Annotated in this window: 13 protein-coding genes; 9 read left to right on the forward strand and 4 right to left on the reverse strand. The window is 75.2% G+C overall.

What is annotated here, in order from left to right; all coding sequences use genetic code 11:
* Positions 1–90: 90 nt before the first annotated feature.
* Together OG802_RS01410 and OG802_RS01415 are read left to right on the forward strand one after the other, a co-directional pair.
* A complete protein-coding gene (locus OG802_RS01410; RefSeq protein ID WP_329406334.1) occupies positions 91–2307 on the forward strand; it encodes a DUF4139 domain-containing protein in 2217 nt (738 codons plus the stop codon).
* An 8-nt stretch (positions 2308–2315) separates the two neighbouring features.
* The gene (locus OG802_RS01415) at positions 2316–3875 is read left to right on the forward strand and encodes a mucoidy inhibitor MuiA family protein (RefSeq protein WP_329406336.1); all 1560 of its coding nucleotides are present in this window, start codon (positions 2316–2318) and stop codon (positions 3873–3875) included.
* Between the two features lie 110 nt (positions 3876–3985).
* Here OG802_RS01415 and OG802_RS01420 read toward each other — a convergent pair whose 3' ends face one another.
* Together OG802_RS01420 and OG802_RS01425 are read right to left on the reverse strand one after the other, a co-directional pair.
* A complete protein-coding gene (locus OG802_RS01420; RefSeq protein ID WP_329406337.1) occupies positions 3986–4321 on the reverse strand; it encodes a YnfA family protein in 336 nt (111 codons plus the stop codon).
* 86 nt (positions 4322–4407) lie between these two features.
* Entirely contained in the window at positions 4408–4833 is a 426-nt protein-coding gene (locus OG802_RS01425; protein WP_329406339.1) for a DUF6003 family protein, read from the reverse strand.
* Between the two features lie 275 nt (positions 4834–5108).
* Here OG802_RS01425 and OG802_RS01430 point away from each other — a divergent pair, with 275 nt between their 5' ends.
* Both OG802_RS01430 and OG802_RS01435 read left to right on the forward strand, forming a co-directional pair.
* A complete protein-coding gene (locus OG802_RS01430) occupies positions 5109–5591 on the forward strand; it encodes an SRPBCC family protein (RefSeq protein ID WP_329406341.1) in 483 nt (160 codons plus the stop codon).
* 282 nt (positions 5592–5873) lie between these two features.
* Positions 5874–7052: a spore photoproduct lyase family protein gene (locus OG802_RS01435; RefSeq protein WP_329406343.1), complete on the forward strand. Its 1179-nt coding sequence runs from the start codon at positions 5874–5876 to the stop codon at positions 7050–7052.
* A gap of 130 nt (positions 7053–7182) precedes the next feature.
* Here OG802_RS01435 and OG802_RS01440 read toward each other — a convergent pair whose 3' ends face one another.
* A complete protein-coding gene (locus tag OG802_RS01440; RefSeq protein ID WP_329406344.1) occupies positions 7183–7614 on the reverse strand; it encodes a DUF2267 domain-containing protein in 432 nt (143 codons plus the stop codon).
* Between the two features lie 120 nt (positions 7615–7734).
* On the reverse strand, positions 7735–8169 hold the full coding sequence (locus OG802_RS01445; RefSeq protein WP_329406347.1) for an Hsp20/alpha crystallin family protein: 435 nt from the start codon (positions 8167–8169) through the stop codon (positions 7735–7737).
* A 151-nt stretch (positions 8170–8320) separates the two neighbouring features.
* On the opposite strand from OG802_RS01445, the gene OG802_RS01450 reads away from it, so the two are divergent.
* The 5 genes from OG802_RS01450 (at position 8321) to OG802_RS01470 (ending at position 13988) form a co-directional block, all read left to right on the forward strand.
* A complete protein-coding gene (locus OG802_RS01450) occupies positions 8321–9028 on the forward strand; it encodes a type III effector protein (protein WP_329406349.1) in 708 nt (235 codons plus the stop codon).
* 211 nt (positions 9029–9239) lie between these two features.
* Positions 9240–10100 carry an oxygenase MpaB family protein gene (locus OG802_RS01455; RefSeq protein WP_329406350.1) on the forward strand — a complete coding sequence of 287 codons (861 nt, stop codon included), beginning with the start codon at positions 9240–9242 and terminating at the stop codon, positions 10098–10100.
* A gap of 198 nt (positions 10101–10298) precedes the next feature.
* Complete coding sequence (ppk2, locus tag OG802_RS01460) at positions 10299–11102, forward strand: polyphosphate kinase 2 (protein WP_329406352.1); 804 nt, start codon at positions 10299–10301, stop codon at positions 11100–11102.
* 98 nt (positions 11103–11200) lie between these two features.
* Positions 11201–12367, forward strand: a complete 1167-nt coding sequence (locus OG802_RS01465; protein ID WP_329406353.1) for a sulfite oxidase — start codon at positions 11201–11203, stop codon at positions 12365–12367.
* A 196-nt stretch (positions 12368–12563) separates the two neighbouring features.
* Positions 12564–13988 carry an FAD-binding oxidoreductase gene (locus tag OG802_RS01470; RefSeq protein ID WP_329406354.1) on the forward strand — a complete coding sequence of 475 codons (1425 nt, stop codon included), beginning with the start codon at positions 12564–12566 and terminating at the stop codon, positions 13986–13988.
* The last annotated feature ends 5 nt before the right edge of the window (positions 13989–13993 follow it).

Here is a 13993-nt window from a genome sequence, read left to right on the forward strand (position 1 = left end):
CGGGCCGCGCCCCACGGGGTTCCACCCGCGCACGGCGGACGGGCCGCAAGTAGGCTTCACCTCCAACCGGCTTGACGGGGGACGGAGCACATGACGGCGGAGACGGCACAGCGGTGGGGGTCGGCCCTCGACGAGGTCGTGGTGTACGCGCAGGGGGCGCTCTGCCGGCGGCTGGCCCGCGGCAGCGTGCCGCCGGACGGCCGGGTGCGGGTGACGGGACTGCCGCGCACGATGGACCCGGGATCGCTGCGGGCCCGTGTCACCGGGGCCCGCGCGGCACGCGTCGTCGAGGCACGCGTGGAGGTCGAGGCCGAGCCCCTCGACGAGGCGGCGTCCGACGCGCTGCGACGCGAGGTGGAGCGGCGGCGCGACGAGTGGGCGGCGGCCCAGGGCCGCCGGGACCGGCAACTGGGTCTGATCAAGGAGATCGGCGCCGTGCGTCCGGTACCCCCCGCCCGCCGACGGGAGGACCCGCACCGCCGCACCCCCGTGGACGCGTGGCTGGGCCTCGCCGACTTCGTCGACGAGCGGCTGACCGCGCTGCACACCCGTCTCGTCGAACTGGAGCGGGACCTCGAGGTCGCCGAGCACGCGTTCATGGTCGCCTCCGACCGGCTCGACCGCGCGTCCACCGACGCACCGTCCTCGCCTGTGCTGACGACGGTCTCGGCGGTCCTGACCTTCGACGTCTTGGCCGGACCGGCCACCGCGGAGACGGCGGAGCCGTCGGCGGCCCGGGAAGGCGGCGAGGTGGAGGTGGAGATCGAGTACGCGGTGCCGGGCGCCGTGTGGGCTCCGGCCTACCGGCTCACCCACCGCCACGGCGAGGACGGCGGCCGTCTGGTGCTGCGGGCCTCCGTCGCGCAGCGCACCGGCGAGGACTGGACGGGCGTGCGCATCGCCCTGGCCACCGCGGACCTGCGGCGCCGCACCGATCTTCCCCGGCTGCGCTCGATGCGGATCGGACGCCGTCAGCCCTCCCCCGCGCCGTCCGGCTGGCGCGAGCCGCCGACCGGCCTGGCCGACCTGTTCGCCGGATACGACGCGACCGGCCCCCGCCCCTACGGCGCCGGTGCCCCCAGGGCCGTCGGGGGGATGGCCAAGGGCCGACCCCTGGCGGTCGGCGCGGGCCCCGCCGAGGACTCGGGCGGCTACGGCGAGACCACCGGTCACGGAGAGACCGGGGGTTACGGGGTGGCCGGAGGTCACGGGCAGGCCGCGGCTCACGGCGCTCCGCCGCCCCCGCCGTTTCCCGGCGGCGTCCAGCCGCAGGCCTACGGCTCCGCTCCCCCCGCCCCGGCCGCTTCCGGGCCGGCCGGCGGGGCGCGTCAGCGGTCCGCCGGCATGATGCCGCCGCCCACCGTCGCCATGGCCCCCATGGCCTCGGCCCGCCCGATGACGCCGCGGTCCCCCGCGGCCGCCGCGCCCGGTTCGACGCCGCCGCCGACCGCGCCTTCGCCGGCGGTCGGTCCGCCGCGGCCGAGCGGCGCCGAGCTGGACTACCCGGCGCTCGTCCTGAGCGGCCCCGACGAGCAGGGCGGCCGGCGGGGCCGGCTGTTCCCCGACGTCCCGTACGACCCGGTGGCGGCCGAGTACCGCCGCCGTGCCGAGGCGGTGGCCGCGCTGCCGCTGCCCGGTCACGCGGTGCCGCCCCGCGTGTCCGCCGGGTCCTTCGACCACCGCTTCGACGCCGTCGCCCGCGCCGACATCCCCTCGGACGGCGCCTGGCACACCGTCACCGTCGGCGAGATCCCCGTCGGCCTGCGCACCGAGTACGTCTGCGTGCCGTCCGTGGAGCAGACGGTGTACGGCACGCTGGTGCTGTCGCACGCCACCGGCCAGGCGCTGCTGGCCGGACCGGTGGAGGTCGTCGTCGGCGACGACTTCGCGCTGACCGCCGCGCTGCCCACGCTCGCCCCCGGCGGTGTCTGCCGGGTGGGGCTCGGCCCGGCGGAGGGCATCAGGGTCACCCGGCGCACCACGATGCACGAGTCGACGTCGGGACTGCGCAACTCCACCACGGTGCTCGATCACCGCGTCCACGTGGAACTGGCCAACCGCCTCGCCGGACCGGTCACCGTGGAGGTCCGTGAGCGCGTCCCCGTGACGTCCGACGCGGACGTGCGCGTCGAGGAGCACGCCGACTGGTCGGCGCCCCGCGACGACGCCGGCACGGAGCAGCACGCCCCCGGCACCCGCGTCTGGCGGGTGGAGCTGCCCGCCGGCGGCACCACCGTCCTCGACGGCGGCTACGAGATCCGCATCCCGACCGCCAAGGCTCTGGCCGGCGGCAACCGCAGGAGCTGACACCACCCATGTCCACGGCACCGCAGCCGATCCCGCTCCCCGTCACCGCCGTCACCTGCCTGGAGGACCGCGCCCACGTCGAACGCACCGCCCGGCTCGTCCTGGAGGCCGGGGTCCAGCGCCTGCGTCTGGGGCCGGTCAGCGCACTGGCCGTCGACCGAACGCTGCACGCCGAACTGACCGCGTCCGGCGCGGCGACCGTGCTCGACGTGCGGATCGTGCGCACGTGGCAGCCGCGCGGCCCCCTGCCGACCGACGAGGACTCCGCGCCGCACCGCCGGATGAGGTTCCTCGAAGCGGAGCTGGAGGCCCTGAGCCGGCGGCGCGACCGGCTGCGGACGCGTCTGGACGTGCTCGGCCGTCTCGCCGCGGACCTGCTGCGGGAGATCGGCGAGGGCGCGGGCTCCGGGGAGAGCGAGGGTCCCCGCTGGCATCGCGAACTCGACCGGGTGGACGCCGAACGCGACTCCCATGGTGAGCGACTGCGCGCCGTGGAGGCCGAGTCGGCGACCGTGCAGGCCGAACTGGGCGAGCTCCAGCGGGCCGTGGACCTCGCCGGGGAGGAGCCGGCCGAGCTGATCGGCCACGTCGAGCTGACCGTCGAGGCCGCGGCCGCCGGTCCGGCCGGGCTGCGGCTCAGCCACCTCACTCCGTGCGCGCTGTGGCGGCCCGCGTACCGGGCCGTGCTCGACGGCGACGCCCTCACGCTGGAGACCGACGCGATGGTGTGGCAACGCACCGGCGAGGACTGGTCGGACGTCCGGCTGACGCTGTCGACGGCGCGCTCCGCGCTGGCGGCCGAGCCGCCCCGGCTCGGCGAGGACCGCCTGACGCTCCAGGACCGCTCCTCGGCGGAACGCCGCACGGTCGACGTGGAAGTGCGCGAGGAGGACGTCGCGGACCTGGGCCCGGCCCCGGTGCTCGGCCTGCCGGGGGTGGACGACGGCGGCGAGGTCCGGGTGCTGCACGCCCCCGCGCCGGTCTCGGTGCCGGCCGACGGACGCGCCCACCGGGTGCCGCTGTCGGCCTTCACCACGACCGCGGGCACCGAGTACGCCTGCGCGCCCGAGCTGTCCCCGCTGGTCACCCAGGTGGTGCGGTTCGACAACCGGTCGGGCCACGCGCTCCTCGCCGGGCCCGTCGACCTGGTCCTCCGCAGCGGGTACAGCGGCCGCGGCGCGCTGGAGTTCACCGCCCCGGGGGCGGCCGCGGAACTCGCCTTCGGCAGTCGCGACGACCACCGGGTCGTCCGGCGGACCGAGGAGATCCGCGACACCTCGACGATCACCCAGCGGACCCTCGTCACCCGCACGGTGCGGCTGCATCTGTCCCGGTTCTCCACCCCCGGCGAGCACGGCGACCAGACGGTCGTCCTGCGCGAGCGGATCCCGGTGTCGGAGGTCTCGGCGGTGCAGACGCGGGTTCGGGAGGACGCCTGTTCACCGGTTCCCGACGAGGTCGACGCCGACGGCATCGCCCGCTGGAACGTCGTCCTGCCACCGGGCGGCCGGCGCACGGTCACGCTGGTGTACGAGCTGTCGGCGAGCGCCAAGGTCACCGGGCTCTGATCCCGTCGGGCCGGTGACCGCCCGCGCACTCCCAGGCGTCCCCCATCGAGCGCGGCGGTGCCCTCGGCGGCCGACTGGCCGGACGTTCATCCGCGGCCACCGGCTGAGCGTCAGCGGCCGCGGGGCGCGTACATGATGACGGCCATGCCGGCGAGGCAGACCAGCGCCCCGGTCACGTCCCAGCGGTCCGGGCGGTAGCCGTCGGCGATCATGCCCCAGGCGATCGAGCCCGCGACGAAGATCCCGCCGTAGGCGGCGAGGATGCGTCCGAAGTGGTCGTCGGACTGCAGGGTGGCGACGGCGCCGTACAGACCCAGGGCGACCACGCCGGCGCCGACCCACGCCCAGCCCCTGTGCTCGCGGATGCCCTGCCACATCATCCAGGCGCCGCCGATCTCGAACAGGGCGGCGACGACGAACAGGGACACGGAACGCACGACGGTCATGGTGGCCGAGGCTACCGGCGGCGGCGGGCGGCGAACCGGACCGGGTCACGTGACACCGCGGTGCCGGCGTCGCCGCCGGGCCGGTGTCACCGGCCGGTGGCCGCCGTCACCGTCGTGGGATCCACTCCGGTCAGCTCCACCACGCGGTGCGGCGGCACGCCCGCGGCCAGCGCCCGCCCGATCAGGCCGTCCCTGCCGTCGGCGCAGTCCCGGTAGGCGAGGAGTTCCTCCTCCACCTCCGCGAGCGCCGCCGGGGCCCCCTGACGGCGCACCCGGGACAGCTCCTCCTCGCTCAGCGGGACCGGCAGGCGCTCCGCACCCTCGGGGACGGCCCCCCGCTCCTCCGGCGGAAGCAGCCGCAGGAGCGGGGAGGTCGCCGAGCTGCCCTGCGCGGCGAGCCAGGCCCGCACGGCGGGGGTGTCCATGCAGGCGAGGTCGCCGACGGCGGCCGGAGAGACGCCGAGCGCCGTGGTCGCGTCGTCGAGCAGGAACAGGTAGGCGTCGTCGGTCATGCTCACTCCTTCTGCGGGGAGAGCGGCCGCGTCGGGGGGCGGCCGCTCGACGTCCCTTTACCCCGCCGCGGCGGAATCACCGTGCCGGCGGGAAGCAGCGGGCCGGGCGGAGGCGGAGGCCGGGGCGGCGGCCGCCGTCAGCGCCAGGGGGCCGGCGCCACCGTGCCCTTTCGCGGGTTTTCGCCCGGGAGAGGGACAGGTCCGCTGTGTCCTGGTTGGTCTTCGCCGGTCCGGGCACTTGGCAGTGGACCGTTTACCTGTCCTGGAGGTGTGGCGTGGCGGTACGGCATCGTCTGATCAAGGTGAGTCCGCAGACCGTGTGGGACGTCCTCTCGGACGGCAACCTCTATGCGGAGTGGGTGGTGGGGACGGCGTCCTCCGAGCCCGTGCGGGGACAGTGGCCGCAGGTCGGTGCGGCGATCGGCTTCGAGGTGCGCCTCGGCCCGCTCCGGCTGACGAACGAGACCGTCGTCCGGCACTGCGTGGAGGGTTCGGAGCTGGAGCTGGAGGCGCACGCGGGCGCGCTGGGCACGGCGCGAATCGCCGTCGAGCTGCGGCCCTGGGGCGATCACTGCCTGGTCATCGTCGACGAACATCCGTTGCAGGGCGCGGGCGGGCGGTTCCACAACGCGGGCACCGAGGCCCTGATCCAGCTGCGGCACCGTGCGATGCTGGCCCGGCTGGACGACGTCTGCCGGAAGCAGGACCGCTCCGCGCGGCCGGACCGCTCCCGGCAGCACAGCGCGGCCGCCCACTGACCCGTCCTGCCGCCCGCCGACCCGTCCGGAACGCGCACGCGACGGTCCGGACGCGCCCCGACGCGTCCGCACGGGGACGGCCGTCGGTCCCGGCGGTCCCGGCGGCCTCCTGGAAGCCCGGCCGCTCCACCGCAGAGGGCTCGGGCGTCGGGCGGCACGCGTCCGCGGAGGCGGGGCGGTCCGCCGTCCCCGCCCTCCCGAGGAGCGGCGGGCCCGTACAGTGAAAGGGCGGTTCATCCGCCTTCGGCCCGGTCAGACCCCCTGCGACCCATCGGAACGTTCATGCGACGCCCGTCCACCGGCCCGGACCGCGATCCCGACGCCCTGTTCGGGCTCGACGCCCTGGGTTCCGAGCCCGCGGCCCGCACCCCCGCCGGGCCGTCCTTCCGCGACTCCGACGCCGCGCGCCGTCTGCTGCCCGTGCGGGAGATCCACGCCGAACCGGCGGCAGCGGCGTCCCCGCGCGGCCGGCAGATCATCGCCCGGTTCCCCGGGGCGCGGGTGATCGAGGTCGAGTCGCACTGGGGCATCCCCGGGCTGCACGGCAACGAGGGCAACGTCGCGCGGTGGGTGCGCGTCAAGGGCGAGACGCTCGTCCTCGGCGAACGCAAGTCACCGCGCACCCGTCCCAACGGCCGGTCGGCGGACTGGATCGCGCCGGGGGCCTCCAACGGCTGCGCCATGGCCTGCGCCTACTGCTACGTGCCGCGCCGCAAGGGGTACGCCAACCCCGTCACCGTCTTCACCAACATCGACCGGATCATCGCCCACATCGGCCGGCACATCGCCCGGCAGGGCCCCAAGACCGAGCCCAACCAGTGCGACCCGCAGGCCTGGGTGTACGACGTCGGCGAGAACGGCGACTGCTCGGTGGACGCGCTGATCTGCGACAACACCGCGGATCTCGTGCACGCCTTCCGTCAGTGGCCGACCGCGAAGGCGTCCTTCGCGACCAAGTTCGTCAATCCCGACCTGCTGGCCCTCGACCCGCGCGGCCGCACCCGCGTCCGCTTCTCCGTCATGCCCCCGGAGGACTCCCGGCTGCTGGACCTGCGGACCTCACCGGTCGCCGACCGGATCGCCGCCGCCGCCGACTTCCTGGACGCGGGGTACGAGGTGCACTTCAACCTCTCCCCCGTCGTCGTGCGTCCGGGCTGGGAGGAAGCGTGGGCGGAGCTCCTCGGCCATCTCGACGACGTCCTGCCCGACCGGGTGAAGCGGCAGGCCGCCGCCGAGGTGATCATGCTGACGCACAACCGGGAACTGCACGAGGTCAACCTGGGCTGGCATCCGCGGGCCGAGGAGGTCCTGTGGCGGCCGGACCTCCAGGAGACCAAACGCTCGGAGAACGGCGCGCTGAACGTCCGCTACGCGGGCGGCGACAAGGCGCGGGCGGTGGAGCGGCTCCGTGCGCTGGTCGCCGCACGGGCCCCCTGGCTGCGCATCCGGTACGCGTTCTGAGTCCGGGCGCCGCCGCCCTCACACGAGGGCCGTCGCGCTCGAGGCCCGTCGCCTGCGCTCTCGGCCCCTGCTCTCCGCCCCTGCACTCCGCCTCCGCTCTCGGCCCCTGCTCTTGGCCCCTGCCTTCCGTTCAGGCCGCCTGGACCAGTTCGGCGCAGCCGAACAGCAGGGCGTAGCCGGCAGGGAGCCGGGTGAGGATCCGGCTGAGCAGGTCCTCTCCGGCGAGCTGGGCCACGACGCGCAGGACGGTGCCGGCGTCCCACCGGGTGGTGGCGGGCGTGCCGCCGGTGCGGGACGCCAGGTCCTTGACGAAGCCCCAGCCGGTGAGGTTCTCCGTGGCGGGGATCTCGGCGGTGAAGAGGCGCGCGGCCTGGTGCGGGAGCCGGGCGGCGAGTTCCACGCGTTCGTCGCCGGTGATCTGACGGCCGAGGGCGGCCAGTACGGCGCGCAGGGACTCCTCGGCCCGGGCGCGGGTCGGGTACGCGCCTTCGTACCGCACTCTTTCCAGCATCTGCTCGAACGTCATGCCGACGGCGGACGGGCGTTCCTGGAGCGAAGACATCGGTGACGCGGGTGCCTTTCTCGTCTGCGGTGCGCGCGTCGGCGGCCGGGGCTCGCCCGTCGGCCGCCGACGTCGCTCACGGTCGGGGAGGGGGTGGTGCGGTGCCGTCGGCGGGGCCGCTCAGCCGCTGATCTCCTTGCGCGCGGAGCCGCCGCCGACGGCGACCTTGCGGGGCTTGGCGCGCTCGGCGATCGGGATGCGCAGGGTGAGCACACCCGCCTCGTAGTCGGCCTTGATGTGTTCGGTGTCCAGGGTGTCTGCCAGCACCACCTGGCGGGAGAACACGCCCAGGGGCCGCTCGGACAGCTCCATCTGCACGCCGTCCGCCTGGGCGGCGGGCCGCCGTTCGGCCTTGACGGTCAGCATGTTCCGTTCGACGTCGACGTCGATCGCGTCCGGCGAGACGCCCGGCAGGTCCAGGGCGATGACGTACTCCTCGCCCTCGCGGTAGGCGTCCATCGGCATCGGCGACGGCCGCGACCAGGTGCCGGGCGTGTGCAGGAGCTGCTGGGTGAGTCGGTCGAGCTCACGGAACGGGTCGGTGCGCATAAGCATCGGAGACACCTCCAGTGTTCGGATCAGGCACGTAGCTGCCAATGCGGTTCACCTGCCATCGTTGTAACATGTCATCGAAGTGATGACAAGCGGAATGTCGTCGGCACGATGACGCCGGACACCCGCCGACGCGACGACAGCTGGAGGCCCCATGACCACCGACGATCAGCCCGTCGCCCGCGCCCGCGACGTCACTCCGGCGTCCTTCCTGGCCGCCGCGGCGCTCCGCACGATCCACGAGGCCCTGCACACCGCCCGGACGACGCCGGACGACGGGCGGCCGGACGGGGAACGGCCAGGCGGGGACGGGACCGGCTCGGAGCAGGCGCTCGCCGCGCTGCTGATGCTGCGCGAGGTGCGCGACCAGTTGGCCGCGTGGGAGCCGGGGCTGATCGAGGAGGCCCGCGACGCCGGGGCCAGCTGGGCGGATCTCGCCCGGCCGTTGGGCGTCTCCAGCCGGCAGGCCGCCGAACGCCGCTATCTGCGGGTGCGCCCGGGGAACCCCGGGTCCACGAGCGAACAGCGGGTCCAGGCCACGCGTGACCGCCGCGCCGCCGACCGCACCGTCACGGCGTGGGCCCGCGCCAACGCGGCCGACCTGCGCCGGCTCGCCGGGCAGATCACCGCGCTCGCCGACCTGCCCGCCGCCGCGCGGACCCCGCTGGGCGAGCTGAGCACGGCCCTCGCGGCCGACGACGCCGCCGCCCTGGTCGGCCCGTTGCAGGGCACGCGCGCGTATCTGGCGTCCGGCCACCCCGACCTCGCGGCCCGCGTCGACGACGTCGCCCGGCACACCGAGGCGCTCCGCCGCCACAGCGGCGACCAGCGCCGGGGCCCCCGGCCGCAAGCCTCCTCCTGAACGTCCGGCCGCCCCGATCCGGGTCCGGGGCCGGGGCCCCGCGGGCAGCCCGCATACGGGCAGGCATCGCGGACACTGGACAGGAGGAGACCAGAACGCGGGAGGGACGGCAGCGCGGGAGCCCGGACAGCAGGACGACCGGCCCCGGAAGATCGCGCCACCGGACAGCAGGAAGACCGGACCGCAGGAGACAGCCGAGGGGAGGCCGACCGTGCTGACCACCGTCCGTGACCAGTTGGGGCAGGCCCTGTTCCAGCGCGTCGCCGGACCCGACGGACCCGCGAACCGCGCCCGCATCCACGACACCCCGGGCCCGCGGTGGTTCGGACCGGACCGGCCCGTCCGCGTCGTCCACGGCGACGCCTCGATGTTCATCGGCGGCCTGAGCGCCCTGCTGCTGCAGTCCCTGCACCCGCTCGCCATGGCGGCGGTCGCCGGCCACTCCGGTTTCCGGGGCGACCCGTGGGGGCGGCTCCAGCGCACCAGCACCTTCCTGGCCGTGACGACGTACGGCACCGCCGAGGACGCCCAGCGCGCGGTCGACCACGTCCGGGGCATCCACGAGCGGATCCGCGGGACGACCGCCGAGGGCGTGCCCTACCACGCCGCCGACCCCCGGCTGCTGGGCTGGGTGCACGCCGCCGAGACGGACAGCTTCCTGCGCGCCCACGAACGCTTCGGAGCCGCTCCCCTGGACGCCGACGGCTACGACGCCTACGTCGCCGACACCGCGCGGGTCGCCGAGGCGCTGGGAGTGACCGATCCGCCGCGCGACCGCCATGAGCTGGCCGAGCGTCTGAGCGCCTACCGGCCGGAGCTGCGCGCCACCCCCGAGGCCCGCTCCACGGCACGGTTCCTGCTGCTGCGGCCCCCGGTGCCGCTGGCCGTACGGCCCCTCTACGGCGGCCTGGCCGCGAACGCCGTCGCCCTGCTGCCGCCCTGGGCCCGGGGCATGCTGTGGCTGCCCCGCGTGCCGCTCGTCGAAGGCCTGGCCGTGCGCCCGGCCGGGCAGGTCCTGACCCGCGCCATCCGCTGGGTCATGACCCCGCCCGGCCGCGCCCGTCCCTCGTGAACCGGACGGCGCACCGCGGCCGGGGCCGGATCACGTGCGCGCGAGGATGCGCGGCCCGCCGGCGGTCAGTACGGTGGCGTCCCGGAGTTCGGCGTCCCGGTGTTCGCGTCCCGGTGGTCGGGCCCGGGTGTTCGGGTCCGGGCAGGGCGGGAACTGCGGAGTCGGCGGGCCCGAGGGTCATCGGACGGTGGAGGCGGCATGGCCGGCAAGAAGGCGGCGACACTGCCGCGCAAGCGGTACGAGAAGGAACTGCTGCGGCTCCAGACGGAGTTGGTGAAGCTTCAGGAGTGGGTGCGGGCGTCGGGCACCCGGCTGGTGATCGTGTTCGAGGGACGGGACGCGGCCGGCAAGGGCGGCACCATCAAGCGGGTGGCCGAACACCTCAACCCCCGCGTGGCGCGCATCGCGGCGCTGCCGAAGCCGACCGAACGCGAGCGCACCCAGTGGTACTTCCAGCGGTACGTCGAGCATCTGCCCGCGGCCGGTGAGATCGTGCTCTTCGACCGGTCCTGGTACAACCGGGCCGGCGTCGAGCACGTGATGGGCTTCTGCACGAAGGAGGAGCACCAGCTCTTCCTGCGCCAGTGCCCCCTCTTCGAACGGATGCTGGTCGAGGACGGGGTGCTGCTGCGCAAGTACTGGTTCTCGGTGAGCGACACCGAGCAGCAGGACCGCTTCCGGCGCAGGCTGGAGGACCCGCTGCGGCGCTGGAAGCTCTCGCCGATGGACCTGGAGTCGATCACGCACTGGGAGGCGTACTCCCGGGCCAAGGACGAGATGATGGTGCACACCGACATCTCCGAGGCGCCCTGGTACGTCGTGGAGAGCGACGACAAGCGGCGGGCGCGGCTGAACATGATCGCCCATCTGCTGTCGTCCGTGCCGTACCGCGAGGTGCCGCCGCCGGTGCTGGAACTGCCGGAGCGCCCGGCGTCGACCGGCTACGAGCGGCCGCCCAGGGACCTGCGGACGTACGTCCCCGACCACGCGGCGAGCCTGTGACGCACGCTTCGCCGCGGCCGCCGCGCAGCGCCCTCATCGTCGACGCAGCCTGACGGTCGCCGCGTGCGCCGGTCCCCGGACGGGAGCAGAATCGGGGCATGAGGCGTCGACTCGCCGACGTGAGCGGGCCCGCCCGGCTGGCCGCGCCGGGCGAGGCCCTCGGGCTGGACGAGCTGGCGCTGGCCGCGCGCAACCACGGCCTGCCGCTGGAGGCCCTGCGCTACGACGTCACACCGCCCGGCCTGCACTACGTGCTCACGCACTACGACATCCCCGCCGGCATTCCCGCCGCGCCGGACGACGACGCCTGGCGGCTGACGGTGGGCGGCCGGGTGCGCCGCGCCCTCAGCCTCTCCCCCGAGCAGCTGCGTGCCCGTCCCGCGGTCGTCGTCCGTACGACGATGGAGTGCGCGGGCAACGGCAGGGCCCTGCTGTCGCCCCGCCCGGTGAGCCAGCCGTGGCTGGTGGAGGCCGTGGGCACCGCGGACTGGACGGGGGTGCCGCTGCGGCTCCTCCTCGACGAGGCCGGGGTCGCGTCCGACGCGGTCGACGTCGTGTTCACGGGCGCGGACCACGGGGTGGAGCGCGGCGTCGAGCAGGACTACCGGCGCGCTCTTCCGCTCGACGTGGCCATGGGCGACGCTCCGGAGGTCCTGGTGGCGTACGCGATGAACGGCGCGCCGCTGCCGCCGCAGCACGGGAGCCCGCTGCGGCTGGTGGTGCCGGGCTGGTACGGCATGGCGCAGGTGAAGTGGCTGCGGGACGTCGAGGTGAGCGACTCTCCCTTCGCCGGTTTCCAGCAGTCCGTCGCCTACCGGATCAGGCGGACGCCCGCCGAGCCGGGCGCGCCCGTCACCCTGATCGCTCCCCGGGCGCTGCTGATCCCGCCGGGCTGCCCCGACTTCATGTCCCGCACCCGCGTGGTGCGCGCGGGGCCGGTCCCGCTGGCGGGCCGTGCCTGGTCGGGACGGGCGCCGGTGACGTCCGTCGAGGTGAGCACGGACGGCGGGCGGACGTGGGACGCGGCCGCACTCGAACCGGACCACGGCCGGCGCTGGGCCTGGCGCCGGTGGACCTACGCGTGGTCGGCCGTCCCCGGCGCCCACGTGCTGAGCGCCCGTGCCCGCGACGGGGCGGGAAACACGCAACCGCTCGAACAGGCCTGGAACCGGGGCGGGTTCGCCAACAACGCGGTCCAGCGCGTGCCGGTGCTGTGCCTGGAACCCGGCGACGATCCCGGCGGCGGTCGGGCCGGCGCCCTCTGACGGGTCGTGCCGCGGGCCGCCGACCGATGTGCGGGCGCCGCCCGCCGGACGGACACTGGGACTGGCGGCGAAGGCCCCGGCCTCGGCCGTCGGCAACAGTCCGAGGTGCGCATGGACGCCGCGCCGCTCACCGAGACCCTCCCGGACATCGCGCGCGCGTGCGTCCGCCACCGCCATCGTCACAGGGGTGTTCGGCATGGGCGGCGACAACGGAGCGGCGCTGGAAGGTCTGCGGGAGAAGCTGCGGGGGCCGGTCCTCGCGCCCGGGGACGCGGGGTACGACGACGCCCGCATCGTCTACAACGCCATGATCGACCGGCGTCCGGCCGCCGTGGCCCGGTGCGTGGACGTCGGGGACGTGCGCGCGACGCTGGCCTACGCGCAGGAGACCGGCACGGACCTCGCGGTGCGCGGCGGCGGGCACAGCGGACCGGGCCTGTGCGTGATCGAGGACGGGCTGACGCTGGACCTGTCGCCGATGCGCTGGGTGCGCGTCGACCCGGAGGCCAGGACCGCGCAGGTGGGCGGCGGCACCCGGCTGGGCGACCTCGACCACGCGGCGCACGCCTTCGGCCTCGGCGTGCCGGCGGGCATCATGTCGACCACCGGGGTGGGCGGGCTGACGCTGGGCGGCGGCCACGGGCATCTGACCCGCCGGCACGGACTGACCGTCGACAGCCTGCTGTCGGCCGACGTCGTCCTGGCCGACGGCTCGTTCGTCACCGCCTCCGAGAAGGAGCACCCCGACCTGTTCTGGGCGCTGCGGGGCGGCGGCGGCAACTTCGGCGTGGTCACGGCGTTCACGTTCCGGCTGCACCCCGTGGACACGGTGGGCGCCGGGGTGACGCTGTGGCCGGTCGACCGCACCGCGGAGGTGCTCCGCTGGTACCGGGAGTTCCTGCCCGCCGCGCCCGACGAGGTGAGCGGCTTCTTCGCCGTGCTGGCGGTGCCTCCCGGGCCGCCGTTCCCGGAGCCGATCCACGGGCACAAGATGTGCGCCGTCGTGTGGTGCTGCACGGGCGACCTGGCGGACGGGCGGCTGGAGGAGACGCTCGCCGTGGTGAACGACCCCGCGCCCCCGGCCTTCCACTTCACCGCGCCGATGCCGTACCCGGCGCTCCAGAGCATGTTCGACGAGGTGATCCCCGCGGGGTTGCAGTGGTACTGGCGCGGGGACTTCTTCGACTCGATCTCCGACGGGGCGATCGAGGTGCACGGACGGTACGGCGAGGGCCTGCCCACCGACCTGTCGACGATGCACCTGTACCCGGTGGACGGGGCCGCGCACCGGGTCGGGCGCGACGACACGGCCTGGGCCTACCGGGACGCCGTGTGGTCCTGTGTGATCGGGGGCATCGACCCCGACCCGGCCAACGCCGACCTGGTCCGGCAGTGGTGCGTCGACTACTGGGCCGACCTGCACGGGCATTCCATGGGCGGCTCCTACGTCAACTTCCTGGGCGCGCAGGAGAGCCCGGAGCGGGTGCGGACCACCTACCGGGGGCACTACGACCGGCTGGCCGAGGTCAAACACGCCTACGACCCGGACAACTTCTTCCGCGCGAACCAGAACATCCCGCCCGCCGCGCCCGGGAGCGAGGGGGCGAGCGGGGCCTGGTGACGGGC

This window comes from Streptomyces sp. NBC_00704 (assembly GCF_036226605.1).
Lineage (GTDB): Bacteria > Actinomycetota > Actinomycetes > Streptomycetales > Streptomycetaceae > Streptomyces.

Coding starts and splice junctions, on each gene's coding strand:
- OG802_RS01410 (WP_329406334.1), top strand. CDS start 91: ATGACGGCGGAGACGGCACAGCGGTGGGGGTCGGCCCTCGACGAGGTC.
- OG802_RS01415 (WP_329406336.1), top strand. CDS start 2,316: ATGTCCACGGCACCGCAGCCGATCCCGCTCCCCGTCACCGCCGTCACC.
- OG802_RS01420 (WP_329406337.1), bottom strand. CDS start 4,321: ATGACCGTCGTGCGTTCCGTGTCCCTGTTCGTCGTCGCCGCCCTGTTC.
- OG802_RS01425 (WP_329406339.1), bottom strand. CDS start 4,833: ATGACCGACGACGCCTACCTGTTCCTGCTCGACGACGCGACCACGGCG.
- OG802_RS01435 (WP_329406343.1), top strand. CDS start 5,874: ATGCGACGCCCGTCCACCGGCCCGGACCGCGATCCCGACGCCCTGTTC.
- OG802_RS01440 (WP_329406344.1), bottom strand. CDS start 7,614: ATGTCTTCGCTCCAGGAACGCCCGTCCGCCGTCGGCATGACGTTCGAG.
- OG802_RS01445 (WP_329406347.1), bottom strand. CDS start 8,169: ATGCTTATGCGCACCGACCCGTTCCGTGAGCTCGACCGACTCACCCAG.
- OG802_RS01450 (WP_329406349.1), top strand. CDS start 8,321: ATGACCACCGACGATCAGCCCGTCGCCCGCGCCCGCGACGTCACTCCG.
- ppk2 (WP_329406352.1), top strand. CDS start 10,299: ATGGCCGGCAAGAAGGCGGCGACACTGCCGCGCAAGCGGTACGAGAAG.
- OG802_RS01465 (WP_329406353.1), top strand. CDS start 11,201: ATGAGGCGTCGACTCGCCGACGTGAGCGGGCCCGCCCGGCTGGCCGCG.
- OG802_RS01470 (WP_329406354.1), top strand. CDS start 12,564: ATGGGCGGCGACAACGGAGCGGCGCTGGAAGGTCTGCGGGAGAAGCTG.